The sequence below is a fragment of the Paenibacillus sp. ICGEB2008 genome (assembly GCF_000307675.1).
Lineage (GTDB): Bacteria > Bacillota > Bacilli > Paenibacillales > Paenibacillaceae > Paenibacillus > Paenibacillus polymyxa.
In genome coordinates, this window is sequence record NZ_AMQU01000006.1 from 180409 (window position 1) to 205995 (window position 25587).

The following is a 25587-nucleotide window of genomic DNA, read 5'->3' on the forward strand; positions in this document are numbered from 1 at the left end:
TGGGATGATAGGCAATCGTAATAGGCGTTCATGGTTCATATGTACAGGATTGCTGCTGCTGATGGCAGTTATGACTCTTTCCGGATGTGGCGTAGCCACGAAGACGGAGGATAGCTCGGGCAAGGGTGAGAACACGTCTGCACAACAGACTCAAGCAGATAAAAAGCTGGTGATGGCGTATACGTGGAAACCGTCAGGCGTCGATCCGCATGGAGACAATAGCTGGGATGTGATGCGTTCCGGTGCCGGTGAGACACTCATTCGTTTGAATGAAAAGCTGGAGCCTGTGGCTTGGCTAGCCAAGGAGTGGAAACATGACAGCCCTAACGTGTGGTCGTTCAGCTTGCAGGATAAGGTCACGTTTCATAATGGAAAGAGCATGGATGCAGCAAGTGTAAAAGCATCTTTGCTGCGCTCAATCGAGAAAAGCCATCTGGCGAAGGATTTACTGGATGTGAAGTCCATTGATGTAACTGGTCCGCTGACGCTGAAAATTACGACAAACCAGCCGAATGCAGCGCTGGTATCCAATTTGGCTGATCCGTCAACGATTGTACTGGATGTGGCATCCATGAAAGATGAGCAAAGCTACCCTGCAATGACAGGTGCTTTTAAAATCAAAGCCTTCAACAAGGATCAATCCTTGGTCGTCGAGCGTTATGACGGATACTGGGGCGAAAAGGCGCGATTGGCCGAAGCGACGATGAAATTCATTACGGACGGTAATTCGCGCCTGATGGCGTTACAATCTGGTGAGGTGGATGTAGCGACGGATATTCCGGTAGATAACGCAGAGGTATTAAAAAAGAACGACAAGCTACAAGTGCTGTCGGCTCCATCCTTGCGCACCCATATGATTGTGTACAACATGGAATCACCTGTGTTCAAGGATGCAACCAACCGTAAGGTGGTGGACAGTCTGATTCCGCGCGCATCCATTGTGAGCGCCGTCATGAGAGGCTTCGGTACGGAAGCAAGCAGCCCGTTTCCGAGCATTCTTCCCTTCGGTAAGATTGAGCGCAAAGCATTGGACGGAACGGCGGAGCAGTTGTTGACGAAGGATGGCTGGCAGAAGGATGCCCAAGGTACGTGGACCAAGCAGGGCAAGCCATTCGAGGTTACGCTGCTGACCTTCCCACAGCGTCCGGAGCTATCCGTCATGGCTGAGGTGATTCAGAGCCAATTGCTGAATGAGGGAATTCAGGTCAAGATTCGCAAGGTGGAAAATATCGACGAGGCATTGACCAAAAATGATTGGGATTTTGCTATGTACAGCATGCTCACGGCCCATACAGGGGAGCCGCAGTATTTTATGGACATGTTCTACTCCTCTACAAGTGAAGCGAATGTAAGCCGTTATGCTTCCAAACCGCTGGAGAATATTCTTCACAGCCTGAAGTTGGCGAAGGATACCGCACAGCGTAATGCGGTAACACTGCAAGCGCTGGATATCATCAATACAGATTTGCCGCAGTCGTTCATTGTGCACCCTGACAATGTGTTTGGTGTGAAAAAAGGAGTAAAGGGCTTTACACCGCATCCGATCGAGTATTACTACATTACAGCGCAATCCGATATTGCGGAATAACGAGCAACGTATCCTATGATTCGTTTTATATTGGAACGTGTGGCGCAGCTGCCCATCATTGTATTCGTTGTATCTACGCTGACTTTTGTACTGATGAGGCTGGCCCCTGGTGACCCTGCTCTCATTTTGCTCACCGCGCATAATGTTCCTGCTTCTGGGGAGGCGCTAACCGCGCTGCGAAACGAACTGGGCTTGAATGAGCCGCTTCATATTCAATATGTGAACTGGCTGAGGGATGTGTTCACAGGACATTGGGGAACCTCGTATGTGTCCAAGGAGTCAGTGCTAAACGAACTATGGAGCAGACTGCCCGCCACGGTGGAGCTAGCTTTGGCGGGCTTTGCCGTCATGACGGTGCTTACGCTTGGGATGGGACTGGCTGCCTCGCTAAAAGTCAGCGGTCCACTAGATCGTCTGGGCAGGCTGTTCGCTTTGCTGGGATCGTCAATCCCTTCTTTTTGGCTTGGGTTTCTGCTGATCTATCTATTTTCCGTTCGCTTGGGCTGGCTCCCATCCATGGGAAGGGAGGACTGGACACATTTAGTACTCCCAGCGCTGACGCTTGGTGCAGGATTGGGAACGGTGCAAGCCCGTGTATTGCGTGCTCAGATGCTGGAGCTGAGTGACCGGAATTTTGTGAAGGCAGCGAGGGCTCGCGGTTTTTCACGTATGCATATTCTCTTTTTTGAGATATTTAAACATGCCGTTCTGCCTATGATTACGCTGCTAGGTACGAATCTATCATTTATGCTGGCAGGTAACGTCATCGTAGAAACCATTTTTTCATGGCCAGGGTTAGGAAAGTATTTTATAGATGCAATTACGCAGCGGGATTACCCGGTGATTCAGGGGTATGTTATGTTTGCCGCGTTTTTAATTGTAGGTGTTCAGTGTTTGGTGGATGTGGTCCAGACGGTGATAGATCCAAGGCTGCGTTTGCGTTAAGGGGGAAGCTGAAAATGAAAAAGATACGGCTTTCCTTTAGAGGAAGCTTGCTGGCAGGGGGCGCACTGTTTGGCCTGATCGTGCTGCTTGGGTTGCTGGCTCCCTGGGCCGCTCCGCATGATCCTCTGCATGTGGACCTTCTGAACCGTTTGGCACCACCCAGCCGTAAATATCCTTTCGGTACGGATCATCTGGGTCGGGATGTGCTGTCACGGCTCATTTATGGAATTCGGACAAGCGTGTTAATCGCTTGTGCGATTACGGTAGCTACGCTATGTATTAGTCTGCCCACAGGCTTGCTCATTGGTTATGTGCGAGGACGTGTGGATCAGCTGATTATGCGGGGAATTGATGGTGTACTGGCTTTTCCCGATATTATTTTAACGGTGGCGATTGTGGGTATTTTGGGGCCGGGTTTCGTTAACATGACCTTAGCGATTATTGCGGTACGGTGGGCGGGCTATGTCCGCTATATCCGTAGTTTGGTTCAAAAAGCCTGCCAGGAGGACTATGTACGGTATGCCCGTTTGTCCGGCAATTCACACGTGCGCATACTAAGACGTTATGTATTGCCACAAGTATGGCCGCAATTATTGGTATATGCGGTATGGGATATTGGACACGTGGTGTTAATGATCGCTGGACTCTCCTTTCTTGGACTGGGTGTACAGCCGCCCAAGCCAGAGTGGGGCGTGATGCTGCATGATGCAACCTCGTATTTTCAGGTGGCTCCGCATGTTATGATCTTTCCGGGTTTGGCGATTATGCTGTTTGTGCTTGCCTGCCAGCTTCTGGGTGATCATTTTTCAGAAAAGGGGGCGGCGAAATAGTGGGAAAACGACCAGTCATAGGGTGGAAGGATACGATAGAACGAGCTTACGTACAAAAACCGTTGTTACACGTGGAACATTTGGAGATTAGTCGTACAGGTGCAGGAGCAAGCGGAAGCGGGAACGGGAGCAATCCGCTACTGCGAGATGTGAACTTTTCCGTCTACCCAGGGGAAATTGTGGCTCTGACTGGACCAAGTGGATGTGGCAAGAGCCTGACCGCACACGCAATCGCGGGTATGCTGGACCCAAGTGTTGGTGTTACGCAAGGGTGCATCTACTATAACGGGGAAGACATTATCCCGTTCCATGAACAGCGCTGGCAAAGACTGCGCCGTGAGGATATTGCCCTGCTCATTCAACAATCGCTGAGCGGGCTGAACCCGATCCGTACCGTCCGCGCCCAGCTGACGGATACGCTTAGACTGCACAGGCGGCGCCAAATGCACGCCCAGAAGGAGCAGGGCCAGGCTGATCTTGCCCCGTCCCACACTGCATCACAGCAGACCCATCGACGACAGGGCGTAATGTCACGGATGCGACAGATGCTGAACCGTGCCACGGAGCTGGCTGGAGGCCACACTACTCCAGGGCAGGAAGCTTATTTGTGTTCTCTGCTCCGCAAGGTCGGTTTTGCCGATCCTGAGTATATTCTGTCATCATATCCTTTTGAACTAAGCGGAGGTATGTGCCAAAGGGTGCTGCTGGCTGCAATGTTAAGCTCCGGCCCGCGCCTCTTTATTGCCGACGAGCCCACTACAGCGCTGGATGTGATCAACCGCGACAAGGTTCTGTCATTGCTTTTACAGTTGAGAGAGGATTTCGAGCTCACTATTTTGTTAATTTCACATGATCGCCAGGGTATGAGTCGCGTAGCAGATCGAGTACTGGAGATGACCCCGGAAGGAAGGATGCAATCGTGATATTGGAATTGAAGAACGTCACCAAAGCTTATCCTGTCCGCAGACGGAGAAATGGCTGGTTCAACACGAGACGGGGTGAGCAACAGGCAATAAAGAAAGTGAGTTTGCAATTACGACAGGGAGAATGCCTTGGACTGGTTGGAGAAAGCGGAAGTGGTAAAAGTACGCTGGCGCAGTGTATCCTGGGGCTGGAGTCGTTGACCTCGGGGGAAATCTGGCTGGATCAGCAGCCCATACATACCGGAAGGATGAAAGATATTCATCTGTACAAACGAATCCAGTTAGTCACGCAGGACTCGGCCTCCTCACTGCATCCCCGTATGACCATTCGAGATATTCTGATGGAGCCGATCCGGAACTATTTCCCTGAGCGAAAAGTAAGGGCACTGGATATCTGCCTTTCCTTACTGGAATCGGTAGGGTTAGAGGCTGACAGTCTGAAAAAATACCCTGCGCAGCTAAGCGGTGGACAAAAACAGCGGGTGTGCATTGCTCGGGCGTTGGCCGTTGAACCAGAAATCATCCTGTTCGATGAATCCGTCGCCAATCTGGATACGACAACCCAGTCCTCGGTGCTGAACATGCTCAAAAGAATGCAGCTCGAACGTCAGTTGTCCTTTCTTTTCATCACCCATGATCTTCAATCCACCCGTACGTTCTGTGATCGTGTTGCCGTCATGGTTCAGGGAGAGATCGTGGAAATATTTGAGGATTGGGATGAAGAACTAGTGAAGCATGAATACACGCGTACTCTATTTCAAACGTTGGCGGATTAATCCATAAATTTAATATTATACAAATTCAAAATAAATAAGAGCTTTGCTTGTCGAATATTGTTGACAAAATATAATGTGGTACCTATTCTAAATATGATTATGATAATCATTATCACATATATAGAAAAGGGGAAATACATTGATGTCCGTTCGACACCGCAAGACTGCCACCTTTATGTTGGTGACGCTCCTCTTATTATCCGTTATTCTGGGCTGCGCGAAGCAGGAGAACACACCTGCATCCACCTCTACTAACGGAGCTGCCAATGAAAAGTCGATCACGCTATCGTGGCCACGGGACATTGGTACAATGAATCCTCACGTATACAACCCTTCCCAGCTATTTGCACAATCCATGATTTATGAGCCGTTAGTCAGCTACAAGCAAGGAGGCAAGCTAGAGCCTGCTTTGGCTGAATCTTGGACCATATCCAAGGACGGCAAGACATATACGTTTAAGCTGCGTAAAGGTGTGAAATTTTCCGATGGAACGCTATTTAATGCGGCGATTGTGAAAAAGAACTTTGACGCTATTATGAAAAATGAGAAAACGCATAGCTGGCTTGGTATAGTAGGCGTTCTCGACAAAACTGAAGCTGTAGATGACAGTACGTTCCGAATGACGCTCAAAGAGCCATACTACCCAGTTATTCAGGATCTGTCTGTCGTTCGCCCGTTCCGTTTTTTGGGTGAAGCCGGGTTCCCGGATGATGGAGATACGTCCAAAGGAATTAAGAAACCTGTAGGTACAGGACCTTGGATGCTGGATGAATACAAGCAGGATGAGTATGCAACCTTTAAGCGTAACCCGAATTATTGGGGTACTGCACCGAAGGTGGACAAAATTACGGTCAAAATTATTCCCGATGGTGAAACACGTGTAATGGCCTTTGAAAAAGGCGACCTGGATCTGATTTATGGAGAAGGTGTTATTAGCCTGGATGCTTTCAAACAGCTTCGCGACACGAATCAGTATGTTACCACGCTGTCCGAGCCTGTCGGCACAAGAAGCCTGTTGCTCAATTCGTCCAATCCCAAGCTGGCAGATCTTCGGGTACGTCTGGCACTCCAGCATGGATTTAACAAGCAGGCGATGGTGGAAGGCGTAACCTCGGGGCTCGAGGAAACAGCGGATACGGTTTTATCCAAAAACTACCCGTATACGAATGTCGACTTACAGCCAATAGGCTATGATGTGGAAAAATCCAAAGCATTGTTGGATGAGGCTGGCTGGAAGCTGCCCGCAGGCGGCACAGTACGGGAGAAAGATGGACAACAGCTGGATTTTGAGCTGATTTTCGATAAGACCGATCCGATCCAAAAGGCGATGGCTGAAACCATCCAGGCTGAATGGGGAGAGCTGGGTGTCAAAGTGAATCTGACCGGACTGGAGCTGACGGTTCAAATCAAGCGGCTTAGATCCAACCAGTTTGATCTGTATTTCTGGTACAACTATGGTGCGCCTTATGATCCGCATTCCTTTATTAATGTTATTGCCAAGAAGAGCTTCGGAATTTCTGAGGTGCTGAGCGCCCTTCCGATGAAGAAGGATCTGGATCAGCAAGTACACGAAGCACTTTCATCGACAGACGAAACCAAGCGTCAGGAGCTGTACGCCTCAATCTTGAAGACACTTCAGGAGCAATCTGCAATTGTACCTATTTCGTATATTAAGAAGACGGCAGTGTATCAGAAAAAGATTACTAATTTTGTATTCCCAGCTAATCGGGATGAAAATTCATTTGAGGGAATTGAAATTGGAAAGTAACTGAAACGGGAAGGTAACGTTAATTTACAGGATAGGAGGACAACTATGATTAGCTATATCGGGAAGCGAATGGTAGCGGTCATTCCTATTGTTCTCTTTGCCACCCTTGTTACCTTTGCACTCATTCACATTTCACCGGTTGATCCGGCTGAAGCTTATTTGACGGCTGCTCATATTTATCCTACCCCGGAAATTCTGGAGCAGAAGAGGCATGAGTTCGGGCTGGATCAGCCATTGCTGACACAGTATATGCATACACTTCAAAGAATCAGTCGGTTGGACTTTGGTACTTCGTATCTGACCAACAAGCCAGTGTGGGATGAGGTGAAGGCTCGATTGCCTGCCACTGTTGAGCTGGCCTTAAGCAGCATGGCATTATCCATCGTGGTGAGCATCCCGCTGGGTGTGTTGGCGGCGATGCGTAAAAATGGCTGGATCGACATACTGAGTCGAGGGATTTCGTATTTCGGGGCATCTATTCCCCAGTTCTGGCTGGGATATTTGTTAATCTTCTTTTTCTCTGTACGATTGGACTGGCTACCTGTAGAGGGTCGGGGAACGTGGCAGCATCTGGTGTTGCCGACGTTGACTCTGTCGCTGGTTCTGATTGCTTTATATACGCGTCTGTTGCGCTCCAGTGTGCTGGAACAGCTTCAGGAAACGTATGTCCAGTATGCCAGAACCAGAGGAATACGCGAGCGTGTGATTATGCTCAGGCACATACTCAAAATGGCCATTACTCCGCTAATAACAAGTATGGGCATGAATCTGGGCAAGTTGCTGACTGGAACGATTATTGTGGAGCAGGTGTTTTCATGGCCTGGGTTTGGCCGTTATTTCGTGGAAGCCATTTTTAACCGGGATATTCCCGTCATACAATGCTATGTGTTTTTGGCGGCATGCCTGTTCATCGTATGCAATTTGCTCGTTGATCTGGTGCACTTGTATATGGACCCCCGAATTTCTTCGAAGGGACGAGCAGAGCAGTGATGATAAGGTTGCGTAAAATGTTCAAAGGTCAAAAGGTAATCGTGGTTTGCTCTATCGTGCTGGCAGCTCTTTTTATCATAATGGTGCTGGCTCCGTGGCTGGCTCCCCATGATCCGGTTAAAGTCAATTTACTGCATAAGCTGGAAGGCCCCTCAAAAGAGTATTGGCTGGGAACGGACCATCTGGGTCGGTGTAATCTGTCCCGGCTGCTGTATGGAGCGCGAATTTCGCTCGGCTTTGCGACATTAATTTTCTTGTCCTCGCTTAGTATCGGTGTTGTGATCGGATCAGTTGCAGGTTATTTGGGCGGTTGGGTCGATAGTGTACTGATGCGGTTTTGCGAAGGCATTATGGCGTTTCCCAACTTGGTGCTTGTGCTCGGCATTGTTGGTATTTTTGGGCCAGGTCTCATGCAGGTGCTGTTTGCCTTGATGCTGGTGCAGTGGGTGTACTATGCCCGAATGTGCCGTAATATGGTCGTCAGTCTGAAAGAGCAGAATTTTATAGCGGCCGCAAGGATTAGCGGCTCCTCCTCAGGGGCCATTATCCGGCGGCACATCATTCCGAATGTGCTGCGGCCGCTTGTGGTCATTGGTACGCTGGAGATGGGCTGGGCGATCATGGATATCTCCGCGTTGTCATTCCTGGGTCTAGGCATCCAGCCGCCGACTCCTGAATGGGGAGCCATGATCCATGAGGGAACGGGATACATCCGCAGTCATCCGGAATTAATGATTTATCCGGGTTTCATGATTCTGGTGGTGGTAATGGCCTTCAATATATTGGGAGAGGCGTTGTCCGACCGATATGGAATTGCCAAACGTCAGTAAAACAGGAGTGAGGACAACGATGGATGACACAGCCAAGACGCAGGTGCTGGAGGTCAGTGGCTTACAGGTAAAGCTCAAAACTGATGCAGGGGCGGTATCTCTGCTGGAACCTATCCATTTTGAACTGAAAAAGGGGCGGGTTCTGGGTCTTGTCGGCGAGAGTGGTAGCGGTAAAACAGTAACCTGTAACGCGCTGCTCCAGCTACTGGATCGCCAGACGATGGATGTGGAAGGCAGTGTTCGTCTGAACGGACGTGAGTTGAATGGAATGCCAGCCGAGGAGATGCGCCGCATTCGGGGCAAGGAAATTGCTTTTATTATGCAAAATCCGATGAGAGCTTTTACGCCAGTATATACGATTGGGGATCAGTTTATGGAAACGATCCGCACGCATACCGGATTAAGTAAACGACAGGCCCGTGATCTTGCTATAGCGGCTCTGGAAAATATGAATCTGCCCGATCCAGCCAAGCTAATGAAGTGTTATTCGTTTCAGTTGAGTGGCGGGATGCTGCAACGGGTCATGATCGCCATTTCCATGTGCCTGCGGCCAGCAGTGGTTATTGCGGATGAACCGACGACGGCACTCGATGTGGTTAATCAGCTACAGGTGCTGAGAGAGTTGGATCGCTTACGTACGGAATATGACACGTCTATTTTGCTGATCTCGCATGATCTGGGTGTCATCTCCCAAATGGCGGATGAAGTGGCAGTGATGCAGCGGGGGCGTATTGTTGAGCAGGCAGAGGTGTTTCAGTTGTTCGACCATCCACAGCATGAATATACGAAAATGCTGTTGCAGGCCAGACCTAAGTTGTCCCTTCAGGGCATAAATCAGTAGGGCGATGAGTTGCCTGTTGGATACTTTCAAAAGGGGAGCGAATGCATGTGCTGCAAGTGAAGGAAGTAACTCATAGCTATAGAAAGCGCAAATGGCTGGGCCGCTCCGAATCACGTCTCCCTGTGCTCACTGATGTGTCACTTACCATAGAGAGCGGATTTTGCCTAGGACTGCTTGGAACCAGTGGAGCGGGGAAGAGCACGCTGGGCAAGGTTATTCTGGGGCTGGAGAAGCCGCAGGAGGGTCAGGTGCTGTTTCAGGGGCAGGACATCTATAATGGAAGTCCTCAAGTACGCAGGGGATTGCGACGGGATATGCAGGTTGTATTCCAGGACTGCTATTCTGCTGTAAACCCTCGCATGACCGCCGGACAGATTATCGGAGAGCCCTTGGACAATTACGAACGGTTATCAGTGCAGGAACAAAAAAGAACGGTAGAAAATCTGCTGGAGCGGGTGGGTCTTAAGCCGGAGGATCGGAATAAATATCCGCATCAATTCAGCGGCGGACAATTACAGCGGATTAACATTGCACGGGCGATTGCGCTCAGACCCAAGCTGATCGTGCTGGATGAGTCCGTCAGCAGTCTGGATATGGTTCATCAGATGCGCATTTTATCCCTGTTGGAAGAGCTGAAAACTTCATTTGGATTGTCATATCTGTTCATCACACATGATATTCGAGCGGCTTACGCCGTCTGTGATGGCATTGCTGTGATGGAACAAGGGAAATTAGTCGAGCACTGTGCTGAGAAAGATCAGATTTTTGAATCTGCTCACCCGGCTGTACAACGTTTAATTTCGTCCATTTTGCCGGAGCATCCAGCAGACCGTCTCCCACTTCATGAATAACAACTGACCCGCAGGGGTCTTTTTTTTGTGCAGCATCTGGTTAGATAATCAAAATGAAATTTGCTAGTTGTATTATTTGAATAACTCGTTATAATATAAAATCATAGTAAATTACTTGGATTTTAAAAGGGGATGTCATTTATGAAGAAATCTGCTTGGGTAGCAGCGATTGGGCTATCTCTTGTGTTAATAACGGGTGCCTTGAGTGGTTGTTCCTCGAAGGAAGCGGCATCAGGGGATAAGGTACTCTATGTGGGGACACAAAATGACTACCCGCCGTTTGCCTTTACGAATGATAAAAATGAGCTGACCGGATACGATGTGGAAGTAGTCAAGGAGATCGATAAGAAGCTGGACGGCTATAAGATTGAATTTGTACCTTCGGGCTGGGATGCGATATTCCTTGCGCTGGATGCGAATAAAGTGCAGATCATCGCAGATGAAGTTGCCAAAAATCCTGAGCGTGAGAAGAAGTATTTGTTTTCGGATGAGTCCTATTTCTCGGCTCAGTCGGTTATTATTGTGAAAAAGGGTAGAACGGATATCCATTCTCTCAAGGATTTGGAGGGCAAGAAGGTAGCCGCCTCGGTAGGCGATTCCTATACGCAGTTGCTGGAGCAGTATAATGCGAAGAACGGGAACAAAATTATTTTAAAATATAATGATACAGGCACTTCGTCCGACAACCTTCAAGATGTGCAAAATGGCCGAGTGGACGCTTATGTGAATGATCCAGTGATGGCGGCAGCAACGATCAAGAAGGAAGGCTTACAGGTGGAAGCTGTGGGCGAGCCTGTGCAAAGCGATAACATCAATCTAGTGTTCAAGAAGGATAAGCAGGGTGAAGAACTGAAAGCTAAAATCGACCCGATTATTAAAGAGCTTAAAGCGGACGGAACACTGAAAAAATTGTCTGAACAGTGGACAGGTGGAGAATTTATTCCTCAGTAATCACAATGTAAAGAATAGAGTGGGGTTCCTATGGAAAAGCTGTTTGATTTAGATTATATGCTGAAAAGCCTTCCCCAGATCGTGGAGTATCTCCCCGTTACCTTATGGATTGCGTTTGTCTCCATGCTGCTGGGTGCGATCATCGGGTTAGCTACGGCCTTAATCCGGATATACAAGGTGCCTGTCTTGGCACCCTTGTCTACATTGTATGTCTCGTACATCCGGGGAACACCGCTCATTGTGCAGCTGTTTCTCGTATATTACGGAATACCTAAGTTTTTGTATTATTTTCAGAGCGAATATGGCTTCTTGCAGCAATTCAATGTCTACGTCATTCCACCCGAGCTGTTTGCGTTGCTTTCATTTTCATTGAACCTTGGGGGATATTTGTCGGAGACGTTCCGGGCAGCGATTCATTCGGTCGATCGGGGACAGTTTGAGGCGGCCAATTCCATCGGAATGAGCCAAACACAGATTATGCTTAAAATTGTATTGCCGCAGGCGCTAACGGTGGCTTTGCCCAATCTGGGAAATACGCTGATCAGTACAGTGAAGGATACGTCTTTTATCTTTATGATTGGTGTCGTCGATATGATGGGGCAGGCCAAAATTATGGGCGCGCGGGCGTTGGCTTTTTTTGAGGTCTATGTTGCGGTGTCTTTGATCTACTGGCTGGTGTGCATCATTATTGAGCGCGGGCTTGTTGTGCTGGAGAAACGTATTCGAATTTACGAAAGAAGTGAGTAAGGGCATGATTCAACTTCATCAAATTCATAAGCATTTTGGGCAGCATCATGTGTTAAAGGGCATAGACCTGACAGTAGGTAAGGGAGAAGTGGTGGTCATTCTGGGCCCAAGCGGATCGGGGAAGTCCACACTGCTGCGCAGCATTAATTTTTTGGAACAGCCGACCAGCGGTAGCATTGAAATTGATGGTCTGAAGGTAGATGCGGCCAAGGCCGGAAAAAAGGACATTCTCGGACTGCGGATGGCAACGGCAATGGTATTTCAGCAATATCAGCTGTTTAAAAATTTGAATGCACTCCACAACGTGATGATTGGTCTGACCAGTGTGAAAAAGATGGATCGCAAGCAGGCAAGGGAGATCAGTGAAGGCATTTTGGAAAAGGTCGGGTTAAAGGATCGTATGACCTATTATCCTGCCCAGCTTTCGGGTGGACAGCAGCAGCGTGTTGCGATTGCCCGCGCTTTGGCGCTGAATCCGCAGGTGCTGTTGTTCGATGAGCCGACATCCTCGCTTGATCCTGAACTGGTGGATGAAGTGCTGTCCGTGATTCAAAAGGTGGCGAGTGAAGGCAATACGATGATTATTGTCACGCATGAGCTTGGTTTTGCGAGGGATGTAGCGGATCGGGTCGTGCTGATGGAGCATGGTGCGATCGTAGAACAGGGACCGGTGGAGCAGTTTTTCAATCATCCGAAGGAAGAACGGACACGGCAATTTTTGGGCAAAGCTTTGGGGCAAAGAACGTTACAGGAGCAACCGTAAAATTCTGTACAATGACGTGGAAAGGGGTAGAACTTAGAGTAAAAAGCACGTTAGACTTATCGCAGGAGAAGAGAAACCTGTGTATGTCTGACGTGCTTTTTGGCGTGCTATATATAGATGCATCAGGCTACTAGTGGATGTACCCGGAGAATCCTCAGGTAGGATGAGAGGTCTTTTCCCGTGGGTATCGGGGAATCAGAATGATCTTCTGCTGCGTTCCCTCCGCAGCAAATATACAAAATAAGGAGCGCCCACAAGTGCTGTCATGATCCCGACGGGTATTTCACGTGGAACAATGAGCATTCTGCCCAAGATGTCGCCCATCAGCATCAGATTCGCTCCCAGCAGGGCAGCCAGCGGAATCAGCCACTGATTGTGGCTGCCAACAAATCTTCGAGCCATATGGGGTGCCATCAGTCCGATGAAGCCGATGGCGCCGACCGCCGAGACTGAAATTCCGGCCAGTGTAACGGCAAGCAATAGAAGCAGCAGGCGCTGGCGAGTCATATGTACCCCGAGGGAAGTAATGGTCTCATCGCCAAGCTGGTAAACATTCAGTTTTTGGTAGCTGCCCCAGGCCAAGGGTAGCAAGACAATGATCCAGGGCAGCAGTGAGATGACCTCCCGCCAGCTCCGGCCCCATAGGCTACCTGACATCCAGAGCAAAGCCGTGTTCACATTGGTCGGGTGGGTTACGATGAGATACTGCGTGGCTGCCATGAGGACGGCCCCCATAGCGACCCCGACCAGAGCTAGAGCTGCTGGCGCCAGCGTAAGTCTACGGCTGAGCAGCAGCAGAATCAGGAATGTTCCCACGGCTCCGCCAAACGCCGCCAAGGGCAGGATATAGGCTGGAGACTGGGGGAACAGGAAAATCACAGCCGCCGCTGCAAATCCGGCTCCTTTGGAAATGCCGATCACGTCAGGACTGGCTAGCGGATTGCGAAACAGACTTTGCAGAATAGCTCCTGCCACGGCTAGTCCCATGCCTGCCAGCAGTCCAACCAACGTCCGGGGCAAGCGAACCTCGTATACGATAAAATGAAAACGGCTGTGCGTATCCAGCAGAGCCGAGCTGACATCATGCAAGGGAATAGAAAGTGCTCCCACACTGACCGAAACGATGCCGAGCAGGAGCAGCAAAAGCAAGGCGGCCACAAGATAGAAAGTTCTGGTCATCGTGTCCCCCTCCTTTTTTTACGGGCCAGATAGATAAAAAACGGCCCTCCGACAGCAGAGGTTACAATTCCCACGGGCGATTCGAACGGAAACGAAATGATGCGGCTGAGCAGATCCGCATACACCAGCAGCAGTCCTCCGCCAAGCGCTGTCATCGGAACGAGCAACGAGAGACGTGTTCCAACCAGCGCCCGGGCGATGTGGGGTACGATCAGACAGACAAAGCCGATCGGTCCGCATACCGCCACGGCTGAGCCTGCCATTACGATAACCAGCAGCAGAGCCAGCGCTCGAACAAGAGGGACGCGCTGCCCTAGTCCGGCTGCGATCTCATCCTCCAATAGCAGCAGTCGCAGGGCTGGCAACAGCATAACGAGTAGCACAAGGCTCGCAATGAAAAAAGGAAGAATCATTCGTACCTCTGTCCAGCCCGCCTGACTGACAGAGCCAGCCAGCCAGAAAATCATGGACTCCGTAGAGTACTGATTTAATATAATGAAGCCCTCTGTTAGTGACGACAGCATGAAATGAATGGTGATGCCCGCCAGCGCCAAGCGAACAGGCTGCTTGTCTGCGAATCCAGCCAGCGACCAGACCAGCCATGCACCTGCCGCTGCCCCAGCAAAGGCCATCAGCATCGTGGATGTTGCCGATAGCTGTGCGGATAAGACGAGTCCCAGCACCACGGCGAGAGAAGCCCCAGCGTTAATGCCAAATACATGTGGTGAAGCCAGCGGATTTCGTGTGGTGAGCTGGGTCAATAGCCCCGCCAGCGCCAGCAGGGTACCGACCATGCAGGCGGTCAGGGTGCGCGGCAGGCGCAGCGTCTGAATATACAGATGTACCTTGTCGCTGCGCTGATAGGTCAATGCCTGATACAGTTCAGCCCACGATATAGAGGCGGGGCCCCATTTGAGGCTGAATAACAAGCCCAGGATTAATAAAATCAAAGACACTAAAAACAGGAAGAGCAGAAACCGCGAACGGCTCTGCTTCTTGGTGGATATGGAATGGATCATTTTACTTCTCTCCCAGGCTGTTTACGATGTCCTCGGCTATTTTTTCACTTCCCAGCATCCCGCGGGACAAGGACCAATTACGTCGTTCTACCGTAAATACACGGTTGTTTTTAACTGCGTCTATTTTTTGCCACAAGGGATTGCTTTCCCACTGGTTCACGATCGTTGCAGAGTCTGTCGGCATCAGGAACAGTACCTGTGGGTTGGCTTCAACTAATTGCTCCAGCGTCAGCTCGGGATATGCCTTGTCGCTGTGCACCGGATCGGTAAAGCCTAACAGCTTTACAATGGAGCCAGTATATGCATGGTCCGAATGGGCGAAGAAGCCTTTAGGATTGACGACAGCAGGCAGTACGGTCAGAGAGGTGCTCTTCAGCTTCTTTTTGGCTGCATCCATTTTGACCTGATGTTCTTTTAGGCGTTTTTGAGCCTCTTCACTTTTACCTACGGCCGTAGCGAGGATCGTGTAGTTTTTTAGCATATGCTCATAGTCTGCCTGAAAATCGTCCAGTGCCAGCACTGGGGCAATGCCTTTCAATTGAGTTAGGGCGTTTTTGTGCTTATTAATATCCACAATAATCAGATCAGGCTGCAATGAGCTGATCAGTTCAATGTTGGGTTCATAACGGGAGCCTACGGAAGTGTAGTCCTTCAGCTTGCTTTTCACGGAATCCATGAACAGCTCAGGCGTACCGTCATCAGCAATTCCGATAGGCTGCACACCAAGAGTCACCAGCATGTCCGTAAAGCTGAAATCCATTGAAATAATACGTGCAGGCTTGCCTGGTAAAGTGAGAGTTCCGAGTGCGTCCTGAACGGTGATACGGTCTCCGTCAGATGAGCTGTTCGCTGGTTGGGAACCCGTCGAATTGCCGTTTGCCGCAGTCTGATTCGTGGAGGATGAACTACAAGCTGCCAAGCTAATAGCGAGCAGTAAGGTGAAGGCGAGGCCCAATATACGTGTAAACCAATGATGCATCCTGTTTCCCCCTGATAATAATAATTATTCTCATTTGAATTTTAGCGGTAACCTCTCTTTTATACTATGTCTGATTTGTAGACGTTACATGTTATATTATTAGATTCTTTGAAACTGGGTGGGGGAGCAGCCGACTTCTTTTTTAAAAATACGACTAAAATGAAAATAATCCGTAAATCCAACCCGTTGGGCGACTTCCTTGGCTGGAAGTCGGGTCTGCTGGAACATTTGCTTCGCTTTTTGGATACGGAGATGACGTAAATACTGGGTCATGGTCATGCCAGTGGCTTTTTTGAACAACACCGTGTAATGTCCTTCGCTCATGCCCGCCCGATCAGCCAGAAGCGGCAAGGTCAGCTTGAGCATATAATGCTCATGGATATAAGACAGGGATTGTTCAATAGATACCGATGAGTTGTGGTTGTCCTGCACCATATGCGTCTCATAGATATAAATGAATAGCAAGCGCTCCAGAAGCAGTCTTTTTCGAAATTGCCGGGCCGCCTTTTCCACGCCAGCTTCATCCTGAATGCTTGGGGCTGTTGTTCGTAGCAGCTCGTCCAGCATATATTTGATTTTGTATTCACTCAAGGTACGCAACGGACCATGCAGCGTCCAATCCGTGGATTCGCCTTGCAGCACACGATACGTAAGCACGATATATTCGGCTTCCCGGGTTTTGGGGACCTGAATGCTGCAAGCGCCATATTGATTATGAAAGGCAAAGCCCTGCGTGAAAATAACCGGCTCTTGGTCTTTAGCTGAGAGAGTGACATGTCCGTGCAGCGCAACAATCAGGAGATGGCTGTCGGAGCCAGGATGCAGGGTCTGAGAGGTGTTGCCGTATTCGATATGCTCCAGCAACGGGATGACGGTTGCTAGCTGCTCCAGATTCATGAATGCACCATCCTTCATTATTTCTTTTCTTTAGCAAAGTAGCTAATCACCCTTATTCATGATAAATTCTAAGAACAATAAAGTGAAGTTGTAATCGGGAAGGAACATTGGCAAATGAAAAAGGTTCTGTTCATTAATACCGGAGGAACAATTTCTTCCTCCTATCAGGAAAACGGCCTGACTCCAACTCAATCGGCTGAAAATATTTTGGCTGAAATTCCGGAGCTCCAGGAAATATGTGAGATTGATGCCTACAATCTGATGAGCATTGATAGCACCAATACACAACCAGAGGATTGGGCTTCCATCGCCCGGATGGTACATCGTTCGCTCGATCAATACGACGGTATTGTTATTGCCCATGGCACAGATACGATGGCTTATACGGCTTCAGCCTGAGTTTTATGTTGGGGACTGTGGACAAACCCGTCGTTGTGACAGGGTCACAAGTATCCATATTAGCGGAGCACAGCGATTCCAAAAAAAATGTAATTGACTCATTCCTGACCGCATGTGGCGAAGTGGCAGGGGTTTTTGTCGTGTTTAATGGCAAGATTATCAACGGCAGCCGCAGCTCGAAGATCAGAACACGCAGCTATAATGCTTTTGAGAGTATTAACTATCCGTACATAGGTCTCGTGGAGAACGGCAAGGTGGTCTATACGGAGGGCATATTTGCAAATCGTGATACCGTTCGTCACCCATACAATGACAGGTATGCTTCTGAAGTATTTCTGCTCAGGCTGATTCCAGGTACAAACCCGGCGATTTTTGATGCTATTCAGAGCTTGGGCTATAAAGGTATCGTCATTGAGGGCTTTGGCATGGGCGGCGTGCCTTTTAAAGAAAGGAGCCTCATCAGTAAAATTGAGGATCTGATGAAGGACGGTATGAGTATTGTTGTTACCACTCAATGTCCTTATGAGGGCGGGGACCTGACGATTTATGAGGTAGGGCAGAAGGTGCTGGAAAAGGGTGTTATTCCGGGGTATGACATGACAACAGAAGCGCTGGTAACGAAAATGATGTGGGCGTTGGGCCAGACGACTGACCCGGCTGAGGTAGCCAAGATTATGGCAACGAACTATGCGGACGAAGTGTCCCTGCCTGCGGATACAGCTTCCTGATAGGAAGCTGATTTCCGAAGGTACGGGCTAACTACCGGCTAACGCCGAGCTTGCTCCAGTCTGTTTTTAATCTCAATGGCCATTTCCAGTGCTTGTACGGCCGACTCCAATGGAATCAGACATTCCGCATGTCCGCCAAAGCAATCAAGTGCATGATCCCAACTTTTTTCGTATGGATTGGCGGATTCGAGGTTGATTTTTTGCTGTCCTGATGCGGTATACTCAAATAATGCGGTGGGTATGGGATCGTTTTCGTCACTCTCATGAAATACCAGCTTGGCTTTTTCAAAATAAGCTTCATAGGCCACCGTGAAAGGATAGCTTTTCGGCATATGGGAAGAAGCGATGACTTCTGTGAATGTATCCCGATGCTGAAAATAAGCCCGAACTTGTGCCTGTTCGGGATGGACTACCTCTGTACCCCACACTGTATATGGATCACATGGACCCCATAGCCAGGTGAATAAATCCAGTTCATGAATCATGAACTGCGTAGGGAGGGAACTTAGTCCAAGGTCTCCCCATAGGGGAGGGGTTTCTCTTTTCAAGGACAAGGAAATGAGTTTTCCGTATTTTTGTTGGTGATAAGCCTCGTACAGATAGGTATAGGCAGGATCAAACTTAATGAACTGGTTGACCAGAATTTTTTTGCCATATTGCTTCTCAGCTTGTTGCATAAGAAGAGCGTCTTCGAGATGAAAGCAAACCGGTGTTTCACAAAATACATGCTTCCCGTGCTTTAGCGCATCAATGGCATGTGACCTATGCAGGTGGGAGGGCAGGCATAGATCGACGATATCCACGTCCGGATCCAGCAGAATATCCTCTATATTTTGTGTGACTTCTACGTTTAGCTCCTCTTTCAATTTTTGCAGCTTGGTTTCGTTCCTTCCAAATACAATGAGACTGTTTACCTTGGGATGGTTGTTTAACAGCGAGGCATGATACGCGCCGAATCCCGTCCCCAAAATTCCAATATTCATCATCCATTACACCCCTTTACTTCTATGATACACACCTATTGCTGCCAACAGGGTGTCAACAATCTTTGCATCATCTTTTCATTTCGGGTTAACCATCTATTGTGGAGGTATGATTGTGAGACTGCATCGTTTAATCGCGATTTTATTATGTATCGAATCTAGAGGGAGAATGAAGGCCAGGGAATTGGCGTTGGCACTGGAAACCTCTGTACGCTCCATTTACAGGGATATCGACCTTCTGGCTGAAGCCGGAGTTCCGATTGTTACCGCATCCGGTCCGAAGGGCGGAATTTATTTAATGGAGGGTTATACGGCAAACCTGAAGCAGTTGAATGGCGGGGATGTCATTCAGTTGTATTTAACGGGGATGGGCATTTATACGGGCGGGTCCACGGAATCGGGTTTGAAGTTAAAGAATACTTTGCTCAAACTGGAACAGACGATGCCGGCCCCCTATCAATCCGATATTCAAAAAGCCAAAGCTCGGTTTTATTTTGATGATACACCGTGGTGGACGGAACGTGTAGCGATTCCTTGCCTGGAAGCCGTGAGAGCGGCAGTATGGGGGTCCTATAAAATAACTATACAATATGAGAAAGCTGACGGCTCTTGCACTTCTCGCCATGTACATCCCTATGGACTTGTGGTGAAAAAAGGAGATTGGTATCTTATTGCCTTTTGTGAAGTCGGGCAGGAGATTCGGACTTTTAAGTGTGAGCGAATTATGGAGGTTCAGCCGTCTGTTGAAGTCTTTAAGGTTCCTGAGGATTTTTCACTGGAATATTATTGGACAAGTAAAGAAAGCGCTTTTAAGCAACTTTGTAGAGAGAAAGAATACTATCCTGTTCTGGTCCGAGCGACTAAGAAGCAAGCTGGAATACTAGCGAAAAGGATGGAAATCATCCAGTCTGTACAGGAAGGCAATCACTTCATTCTAACCGTCAACATGTATAGCTATGAAGCGGCCTGCCGCGATGCGATGGATTGGATCGGCCGGGTTGAAATCGTGGAGCCTGCAATACTCCGACAGTTTGTGAAGGAGGAAATTAGCCGACTCCAGAGGATATACGGTTAAATCATCAAAAAAACATCTGCCTATAGCAGATGCTTTTGCTTGTTAAGTCCAGGCCCAGAGGAATGCATCGCGATCCCAGGCGATTCGGCCACCATGTAGTTTGCGAAATGCCTTTTTGATTTCTTTTTCCAAAGATACATGACCATGCTCGCTTATAAACACATACTGCTCTCCGTATTCAGAGCGTACATATGCAATGGCATCTTCTTGTTTCAGAGTGCCCACTTCACGGATTTGCGCGACCATCCATTGTGCAATTTGTTGTTCTATAGTTGGGGGGTTGTCCATTTGTCGTATCCTTTCCTGCGACCGATTGGTTGTAGCTGTTCAGCTCGCCTCCTGTAGTATACGGCAATTCGGAGAATTATTGAATTTTTTGATATAAATGTACTTATGCAGTTGGCTAAGTGGGCTTTCTTTTGTATAATTAAGGGAATATTCACGGGAATTTTCTTTTTTTTGTATTGAAATCATGCAAGTTATCCCTGGGGGTGCCTGATTTGAAGGAAACAACCACTATTCGCGCAGAGCTGGAGCAGTACATCAGACGAGAAGGAATTACGATTAGTAAGTTTGGGGAGAACACAGGTATTAATGCAGGAACAATCAGTGCCATTATCAACGGTAACCGGCCAATTGCGATGCTGCTGCTGGATCGGATTGCTGCAGGTATGGGGCTTGAAGAAGGAAGCCTCTATGAGCTATACATTGATGAATTTATACGGAATACGGCACCGAATTGGCGACGGGTTCGGCCCTTTTTGCATCGCTGTGCAGAGCTGAACAAACTCGATTGTATTAAGCAAGTCGTGGAGTTTATCATGGACTATCTCATATACGCCCCGGCTTTGTTTGAGACAGCGGAAGAATTATTCAGCGAAGGTAGGTTGGAGGCTGCGGCCATTATTTATAAAAATGTCGCGGAAAGTGAGAAGTATCAACATTCGGAGCGGCTGGCGCTCTGCCAATACCGTTTATTTACGATTACCGTTGGCGATGATCAGGATGAAAATTTATGGGCAGCCACACATTTTGAAAGCTTTGTAGAGCGATTGGGTGAGGCAGACCAACTGGATGCCTTAAGAGATTTGGCTAATACGTATGCCTCCTTGCGGCGTTGGGATAAAGTAGAATGGTTTGCTGAAAAAATGGCTCAAAAAGCCAAAGTACAATACGAGCAAAAATACGGAAATACCAGAAAATCAGAGCGTGGCAAGGAACCTAAGGGCCCTTTGTTTATGTATATTGTATACTCTTACGTACTCCGTGCCGGGGTGTGGGATGAGCGCGGGGATTATCAGAAGGCGTTGGAATACGTATCCCTATACTCTGATTTGAGCTGGGTGCAAGAGGATACGGAGGAAGCTCGGCATTTGAAGGCCCTTTGTAGCAACTGGGCTGAGGCCAACAGGTATTTGTATCAGTTGATGTCCGGTAGCCTGGATGTGATTCCACAGTATGTAAATTATTTGGAAAAAAATGAGGGCGAAATTCTGGTGGGGTTACATAAGATAATGGTAGCGGCCAACCGTTATGATTTTAATGTAGATCATGTACTGCAGCACTTTGAAAAACAAATTGAGGCATTTGCAGATCAGCATGCCAAGGTAGGCACCTATACCGAGCAAATGTCAGCAGATCTCTATGCACGATTTTTGGCAGAGATGGCTTGTTACGATCTCAACAAACATCGTTATTCCAAAGGTATGAAATTCCTGCTTGAGAGCCTTTCCTATTCTGTCGTGCTGAATGGTAATCCTGTCACCATCAAGTGTGTAGGACTATTTGAAAAGTATCGGCATACTGCCACTTCTGAGGACAAAGAGGAATATAAAAACTTACTTGGAGAGGTAGAGTACATCTATGATAAAAAAGATCGTTTTTTCTCTGCTCGCATTTAATGTTTTTATCCTATTGAATTTTCCACCCGTCACCCCTCCTATAGAAGACCCTAGCGATGTCCACAGTCATGGGCTGGGGGGATGGGCATTGTCATCTCCTGAACCATCGGCTTAGAGGGTCTAGATAACATTAAAAAAGGTATTCTCTTATGAAGAGGATACCTTTTTTATTTGCAAGTGCATTTGAAGGTTGAAGGAGCGTCCTTGCCGTCAAGTGTGAGGAGTTGGAGGTTGGGCAGGCGGAAACCAGACATGACGAAGATCCACCCAACCTTGGCTGTTAAAGGATACGCCGCGAACAGTAGGAAGATAGGCCGTCTGAACGGGCTTTTCATATAAAATATGCAGCTGGTGCTCATCCATGAGCCGAGTTTCGATATGTTCAAATTGCTGTGCTCTAACGGTATGATCGGCTTCCCGTGCAATTTCGCGCAGCAGTCTTTCGATATCCACACGGCTATGCGGCTCCACATGCCCGGATACATTGAGATACAGATCAAACAGACGCAATTGCTCATCACGGTCACGAAACAGAGAAAAGATGATTAAGTCTGACTCCATACGAATAGATGAACTTTTGAATTCATTCATGGATGCGGCCACAATGTTACACGTATATCCACAGGATTCGAGCTGAGCTGCGACCCGTTCTGCATCCGCTCTATACTCGGGAATGGTGGCAATTTGTAACGCCGTCAGTGGTTCGCATGAATCGTTAGCGTTAGATGAATCCACTGCTGAAGGAAGGGGACGATGATCCAGACATGCTACAATCCGAGCACGTATTTCCGGGTTGCGCAGCGGTCCATCCTTGTGTGTGTTACATGTGATAAATTTGCGTACCGAAGCCGCCGAGTGAATCTGGCTCCATGCGGTATCCGTGTCTCTTGCCAGTATAGGATTATGGATAATGTGAAAAGAAGAAGCGGTATCTTCCATATCCGGCGATTCCAGCTTAGTCGCCCACGGGAGTTGAACGATTTCCACCCGATCTAGATGAGCACGACCCTGAAAATAAGGCGCAAAAGCCTCAAGTAAGCACAAGCTTTCGTTCATTTCCGTGACCTTGAAAGCCCCCGTACCGATAGGACGAATGCCAAAGGCGGCTTCACCCACCTGATTAAGCTCACGCGGTACAATGGCAGCCCGGCTGGTACACAGGAAGGATAAAAACAGCTCGTTCGGCTCCTTTAGTACAAAGCGTACCATCGTCGGACTCAACGCTTGAACGTGCTGAATTTGCCGGACGATAAAATGGTAAAGTCTCCTTCCCGGCGCCCGACTCAGTCGCTCAAAGGTATAGACGACGTCTTCCGCGGTCAGTATTTTGCCGTTATGAAACAGCACTTCTTTACGCAGGAAAAAGGTCCACTGCGTACGAGTAGTGTCCACCTCCCAAGCGTGCGCCAGTCCCGGCAAAATCTCACCGCTCTCGTTCGCCCGGCGGGCCAGCCCGTCAAAGACATGACTGGATACGAAGGACTCGGCGAGCCAGTTCAAGTACAACGGGTCCAGCGTATAGAGCTGCTGGCGAATGGGCAGACGCAGTGTGTCGATCTGCTGCTGATCACTGCGCACCTCCGCGTGATGCCCGAAATAATTCAGCAGCCAGCCCTGCAAATGCTCCTGCATGGTGGAGGAGCGTGAATGAACTCGGATTTCATCCAGTGCGCGTTTGATATCATGGCGGTCTATGGCTTGCATCATGGATTGCACAGCAATGTCTTCCGGCTGAATAAGGAAGCGCAGGCTGGAGCGGCGGCCTCTGCCTCGGCGAGGAGTCCATTGTATCCAGTCGTGCTGCTCCATTTTCTGAATGATCATCAAGGCATTGCGGTGGGTGCAGTCAAAAATAGCCGCCAGCTCATCCAGCGTAGTCTCTATGGTATGGTTCTCGTCCCTGTCGTCAGCTGCGTGGGAGTGAAGCCGTAAAAATTGGGCGTGAAGTTTCATTCAGGAATGCTCCGTTTCCCCTATGCTTGAGTAAAAGCGCAACTGCTTTTATAAAATAGGAAATTTTATTTTGATTAATTTCTCTTTATCTTCTTATTTTATCATCTACAATAAGGGTTATAAAGCATAGTTGTGGAGGTATTTACCATGCATGACAAGGTGAATGGATCGTCTTTGCCGAAAGCGTCGTTGTTGTCCGCCTTTGCCGGCGCCATTGTATTGGCGCTGGTCCATCAATATCTGTTCTTCGGACATGGGCTGGGCGTGTCTATGCCTATTTTCGTTATTGTATTTTACGTGTATATGTATTCCTTTAATCGAGATCGTTGCCAGCCCATTACATGGATAGGACGTCTGCTGTTTGTGGTCATTATGATGCTGGCACTGACATATGTGCTGTTCGATAACCCGATCTTCTATGTGTTAAATGCCCTGGCTATATCTGCTCTGATTAGCGTACATATGGTGTTGCTGTTCGGGGAAAAAAGGCATGGCTGGTCAGAAATCGGTATTATCGGTCAGGCGCTAAGCCATTGGTTTTATCAAAATTTTCGCCATATCGTGACTCCGTTTCGAATGTTTAAGACGGCAGCCTTTCGGAATGTAAAGGATGAGCGTAAGCGTGTATTGGGTAAAGTGATAATCGGTCTACTTATTGCCTTGCCGTTGCTACTCATTATTATATCTCTGCTGGCTTCCGCAGATGGGGTGTTCGAAGAGTTGTTATCTGGCATACCCGCATGGATTGGCACATTGACCTTTGGGAGTGGTTTGCCGCGGCTGATCTGGGCCTGCTTTTTTACCTTCTGTTTTTTCTGTTACTTGTGGGGATTCGTACAGCCTGCTCCGCGGAATACGGAAAGAGAGGCTCAGTCAGCAGCAGCAGTACCTTACCACGAGCCGGTCGCAATCAAGTTTGATCCTGTCATTACCGCTACAGTGCTGATTGTCATGAACCTGGTGTATGTGGTGTTCGTCGTGCTGCAGTTCGGATATCTGTTTGGTGCATGGGAAGGTGCTTTGCCAGAAGGAACCTCGTATGCCGAATATGCGAGAAGAGGATTCGGGGAGCTGGTTATGGTAACAGGTATCAATTTTGTGCTGATGATCAGTGTATTGAAATGGACTGAATTCGGCTCAGGTATAGTGCAAACATTGAACAGCGGCCTGCTGTACATACTCGTCGGTTGTTCGGGTGTGATGCTGTACTCGGGATATACCCGGCTGGTTATGTACGAAGAAGCATACGGATATACGTATATCCGTTATCTGGTACACGCATTTATGATTTTTCTAGGCTTGCTGCTGCTCGTTGCGGCCGTGCGTATTCATGTCCGCCAGCTTCCGCTGGCGAAATATTATATTGTACTCGCTCTAATCGCCTATGTCGTCGTGAATTATGTGGGTATTGATGTACGGATAGCTGAAAATAATCTCGAACGGTATCGTACAACATCGGTGATAGACAAGGAATATTTGAGTGAGCTATCAGCGGACGCGATTCCACTACTGATTGATTTTAGCCGTAAGGAACACGGAGCGCTGGATGAGTTTTTACAAGCCCGCTTGATGAGCATGACGAGAGAAGAATCGAGTTGGCCCGAATTCAATTGGGCTAAGTATCGAGCGCAACAGGAATTGCACGCCTATATTTTGGAATGAGAGGTGTTT

Annotated in this window: 23 protein-coding genes and 1 pseudogene; 17 read left to right on the top strand and 7 right to left on the bottom strand. The window is 48.5% G+C overall.

The window, feature by feature from the left end; all coding sequences use genetic code 11:
- The first annotated feature begins 4 nt into the window (after nucleotides 1–4).
- The 13 genes from C400_RS0104340 to C400_RS0104400 all read left to right on the top strand — a co-directional run bounded on the left by C400_RS0104340 (nucleotide 5) and on the right by C400_RS0104400 (nucleotide 12803).
- Nucleotides 5–1588, top strand: coding sequence for an ABC transporter substrate-binding protein (locus C400_RS0104340; protein ID WP_017426091.1), 1584 nt, complete (start codon nucleotides 5–7; stop codon nucleotides 1586–1588).
- 15 nt (nucleotides 1589–1603) lie between these two features.
- The gene (gene nikB / locus C400_RS0104345) at nucleotides 1604–2533 is read left to right on the top strand and encodes a nickel ABC transporter permease (protein ID WP_017426092.1); all 930 of its coding nucleotides are present in this window, start codon (nucleotides 1604–1606) and stop codon (nucleotides 2531–2533) included.
- A 14-nt stretch (nucleotides 2534–2547) separates the two neighbouring features.
- Nucleotides 2548–3363 carry a nickel transporter permease gene (gene nikC, locus C400_RS0104350; RefSeq protein ID WP_017426093.1) on the top strand — a complete coding sequence of 272 codons (816 nt, stop codon included), beginning with the start codon at nucleotides 2548–2550 and terminating at the stop codon, nucleotides 3361–3363.
- Nucleotides 3363–4286: an ATP-binding cassette domain-containing protein gene (locus C400_RS0104355; protein ID WP_017426094.1), complete on the top strand. Its 924-nt coding sequence runs from the start codon at nucleotides 3363–3365 to the stop codon at nucleotides 4284–4286. The genes nikC (C400_RS0104350) and C400_RS0104355 overlap by 1 nt, the downstream gene beginning before the upstream one ends.
- Nucleotides 4283–5062 carry an ABC transporter ATP-binding protein gene (locus tag C400_RS0104360; RefSeq protein WP_017426095.1) on the top strand — a complete coding sequence of 260 codons (780 nt, stop codon included), beginning with the start codon at nucleotides 4283–4285 and terminating at the stop codon, nucleotides 5060–5062. Before C400_RS0104355 ends, C400_RS0104360 begins: the two co-directional genes overlap by 4 nt.
- A 142-nt stretch (nucleotides 5063–5204) precedes the next feature.
- A complete protein-coding gene (nikA, locus tag C400_RS0104365; protein WP_017426096.1) occupies nucleotides 5205–6830 on the top strand; it encodes a nickel ABC transporter substrate-binding protein in 1626 nt (541 codons plus the stop codon).
- 45 nt (nucleotides 6831–6875) lie between these two features.
- A complete protein-coding gene (gene nikB, locus C400_RS0104370) occupies nucleotides 6876–7820 on the top strand; it encodes a nickel ABC transporter permease subunit NikB (protein WP_017426097.1) in 945 nt (314 codons plus the stop codon).
- Nucleotides 7820–8650 carry a nickel ABC transporter permease subunit NikC gene (gene nikC, locus C400_RS0104375; RefSeq protein WP_017426098.1) on the top strand — a complete coding sequence of 277 codons (831 nt, stop codon included), beginning with the start codon at nucleotides 7820–7822 and terminating at the stop codon, nucleotides 8648–8650. Before nikB (C400_RS0104370) ends, nikC (C400_RS0104375) begins: the two co-directional genes overlap by 1 nt.
- A gap of 19 nt (nucleotides 8651–8669) precedes the next feature.
- Nucleotides 8670–9491, top strand: coding sequence for a nickel import ATP-binding protein NikD (nikD, locus tag C400_RS0104380; protein ID WP_017426099.1), 822 nt, complete (start codon nucleotides 8670–8672; stop codon nucleotides 9489–9491).
- Between the two features lie 41 nt (nucleotides 9492–9532).
- Nucleotides 9533–10342 (top strand): nickel import ATP-binding protein NikE, encoded by an 810-nt coding sequence (gene nikE, locus C400_RS0104385; RefSeq protein WP_017426100.1) that lies wholly within the window; start codon nucleotides 9533–9535, stop codon nucleotides 10340–10342.
- Nucleotides 10343–10483: 141 nt separating this feature from the next.
- Nucleotides 10484–11293 carry a transporter substrate-binding domain-containing protein gene (locus tag C400_RS0104390; RefSeq protein ID WP_016822611.1) on the top strand — a complete coding sequence of 270 codons (810 nt, stop codon included), beginning with the start codon at nucleotides 10484–10486 and terminating at the stop codon, nucleotides 11291–11293.
- Between the two features lie 30 nt (nucleotides 11294–11323).
- Nucleotides 11324–12040, top strand: coding sequence for an amino acid ABC transporter permease (locus C400_RS0104395; protein ID WP_016822612.1), 717 nt, complete (start codon nucleotides 11324–11326; stop codon nucleotides 12038–12040).
- Between the two features lie 4 nt (nucleotides 12041–12044).
- Entirely contained in the window at nucleotides 12045–12803 is a 759-nt protein-coding gene (locus C400_RS0104400; RefSeq protein WP_016822613.1) for an amino acid ABC transporter ATP-binding protein, read from the top strand.
- Nucleotides 12804–12998: 195 nt separating this feature from the next.
- Here the strand turns inward: C400_RS0104400 and C400_RS0104405 are convergent, their stop codons facing one another.
- The 4 genes from C400_RS0104405 to C400_RS0104420 all read right to left on the bottom strand — a co-directional run bounded on the left by C400_RS0104405 (nucleotide 12999) and on the right by C400_RS0104420 (nucleotide 16877).
- Nucleotides 12999–13982, bottom strand: a complete 984-nt coding sequence (locus C400_RS0104405) for a FecCD family ABC transporter permease (protein WP_017426101.1) — start codon at nucleotides 13980–13982, stop codon at nucleotides 12999–13001.
- Complete coding sequence (locus tag C400_RS0104410; protein WP_017426102.1) at nucleotides 13979–15001, bottom strand: FecCD family ABC transporter permease; 1023 nt, start codon at nucleotides 14999–15001, stop codon at nucleotides 13979–13981. Before C400_RS0104410 ends, C400_RS0104405 begins: the two co-directional genes overlap by 4 nt.
- 1 nt (nucleotide 15002) lies before the next feature.
- Nucleotides 15003–15980, bottom strand: a complete 978-nt coding sequence (locus tag C400_RS0104415) for an ABC transporter substrate-binding protein (RefSeq protein WP_017426103.1) — start codon at nucleotides 15978–15980, stop codon at nucleotides 15003–15005.
- Between the two features lie 99 nt (nucleotides 15981–16079).
- Nucleotides 16080–16877: a helix-turn-helix domain-containing protein gene (locus C400_RS0104420; protein ID WP_016822617.1), complete on the bottom strand. Its 798-nt coding sequence runs from the start codon at nucleotides 16875–16877 to the stop codon at nucleotides 16080–16082.
- Between the two features lie 114 nt (nucleotides 16878–16991).
- On the opposite strand from C400_RS0104420, the pseudogene C400_RS0104425 reads away from it, so the two are divergent.
- Nucleotides 16992–18004: pseudogene (locus C400_RS0104425) on the top strand (asparaginase).
- 38 nt (nucleotides 18005–18042) lie between these two features.
- On the opposite strand, the gene C400_RS0104430 reads toward C400_RS0104425, so the two are convergent.
- Complete coding sequence (locus tag C400_RS0104430; RefSeq protein ID WP_017426106.1) at nucleotides 18043–18990, bottom strand: Gfo/Idh/MocA family protein; 948 nt, start codon at nucleotides 18988–18990, stop codon at nucleotides 18043–18045.
- 112 nt (nucleotides 18991–19102) lie between these two features.
- Here C400_RS0104430 and C400_RS0104435 point away from each other — a divergent pair, with 112 nt between their 5' ends.
- Nucleotides 19103–20062: a helix-turn-helix transcriptional regulator gene (locus tag C400_RS0104435; protein ID WP_026065362.1), complete on the top strand. Its 960-nt coding sequence runs from the start codon at nucleotides 19103–19105 to the stop codon at nucleotides 20060–20062.
- 42 nt (nucleotides 20063–20104) lie between these two features.
- Here the strand turns inward: C400_RS0104435 and C400_RS0104440 are convergent, their stop codons facing one another.
- Complete coding sequence (locus tag C400_RS0104440; protein ID WP_017426108.1) at nucleotides 20105–20350, bottom strand: DUF6953 family protein; 246 nt, start codon at nucleotides 20348–20350, stop codon at nucleotides 20105–20107.
- A gap of 212 nt (nucleotides 20351–20562) precedes the next feature.
- Between C400_RS0104440 and C400_RS0104445 the strand changes: the two genes are divergently transcribed.
- On the top strand, nucleotides 20563–21963 hold the full coding sequence (locus C400_RS0104445; protein WP_016822621.1) for a helix-turn-helix domain-containing protein: 1401 nt from the start codon (nucleotides 20563–20565) through the stop codon (nucleotides 21961–21963).
- Between the two features lie 210 nt (nucleotides 21964–22173).
- On the opposite strand, the gene C400_RS0104450 is transcribed toward C400_RS0104445, so the two are convergent.
- Nucleotides 22174–23916: an ABC transporter substrate-binding protein gene (locus C400_RS0104450; protein ID WP_017426109.1), complete on the bottom strand. Its 1743-nt coding sequence runs from the start codon at nucleotides 23914–23916 to the stop codon at nucleotides 22174–22176.
- 147 nt (nucleotides 23917–24063) lie between these two features.
- Between C400_RS0104450 and C400_RS0104455 the strand changes: the two genes are divergently transcribed.
- A complete protein-coding gene (locus C400_RS0104455; protein ID WP_017426110.1) occupies nucleotides 24064–25578 on the top strand; it encodes a DUF4153 domain-containing protein in 1515 nt (504 codons plus the stop codon).
- The last annotated feature ends 9 nt before the right edge of the window (nucleotides 25579–25587 follow it).

Coding starts and splice junctions, on each gene's coding strand:
- nikC (WP_017426098.1), top strand. CDS start 7,820: ATGATAAGGTTGCGTAAAATGTTCAAAGGTCAAAAGGTAATCGTGGTT.
- C400_RS0104440 (WP_017426108.1), bottom strand. CDS start 20,350: ATGGACAACCCCCCAACTATAGAACAACAAATTGCACAATGGATGGTC.
- C400_RS0104340 (WP_017426091.1), top strand. CDS start 5: ATGATAGGCAATCGTAATAGGCGTTCATGGTTCATATGTACAGGATTG.
- nikC (WP_017426093.1), top strand. CDS start 2,548: ATGAAAAAGATACGGCTTTCCTTTAGAGGAAGCTTGCTGGCAGGGGGC.
- C400_RS0104450 (WP_017426109.1), bottom strand. CDS start 23,916: ATGAAACTTCACGCCCAATTTTTACGGCTTCACTCCCACGCAGCTGAC.
- nikE (WP_017426100.1), top strand. CDS start 9,533: ATGCATGTGCTGCAAGTGAAGGAAGTAACTCATAGCTATAGAAAGCGC.
- C400_RS0104455 (WP_017426110.1), top strand. CDS start 24,064: ATGCATGACAAGGTGAATGGATCGTCTTTGCCGAAAGCGTCGTTGTTG.
- C400_RS0104400 (WP_016822613.1), top strand. CDS start 12,045: ATGATTCAACTTCATCAAATTCATAAGCATTTTGGGCAGCATCATGTG.
- nikB (WP_017426097.1), top strand. CDS start 6,876: ATGATTAGCTATATCGGGAAGCGAATGGTAGCGGTCATTCCTATTGTT.
- nikB (WP_017426092.1), top strand. CDS start 1,604: ATGATTCGTTTTATATTGGAACGTGTGGCGCAGCTGCCCATCATTGTA.
- C400_RS0104405 (WP_017426101.1), bottom strand. CDS start 13,982: ATGACCAGAACTTTCTATCTTGTGGCCGCCTTGCTTTTGCTGCTCCTG.
- C400_RS0104430 (WP_017426106.1), bottom strand. CDS start 18,990: ATGATGAATATTGGAATTTTGGGGACGGGATTCGGCGCGTATCATGCC.
- nikA (WP_017426096.1), top strand. CDS start 5,205: ATGTCCGTTCGACACCGCAAGACTGCCACCTTTATGTTGGTGACGCTC.
- C400_RS0104415 (WP_017426103.1), bottom strand. CDS start 15,980: ATGCATCATTGGTTTACACGTATATTGGGCCTCGCCTTCACCTTACTG.
- nikD (WP_017426099.1), top strand. CDS start 8,670: ATGGATGACACAGCCAAGACGCAGGTGCTGGAGGTCAGTGGCTTACAG.
- C400_RS0104390 (WP_016822611.1), top strand. CDS start 10,484: ATGAAGAAATCTGCTTGGGTAGCAGCGATTGGGCTATCTCTTGTGTTA.
- C400_RS0104420 (WP_016822617.1), bottom strand. CDS start 16,877: ATGAATCTGGAGCAGCTAGCAACCGTCATCCCGTTGCTGGAGCATATC.
- C400_RS0104410 (WP_017426102.1), bottom strand. CDS start 15,001: ATGATCCATTCCATATCCACCAAGAAGCAGAGCCGTTCGCGGTTTCTG.
- C400_RS0104395 (WP_016822612.1), top strand. CDS start 11,324: ATGGAAAAGCTGTTTGATTTAGATTATATGCTGAAAAGCCTTCCCCAG.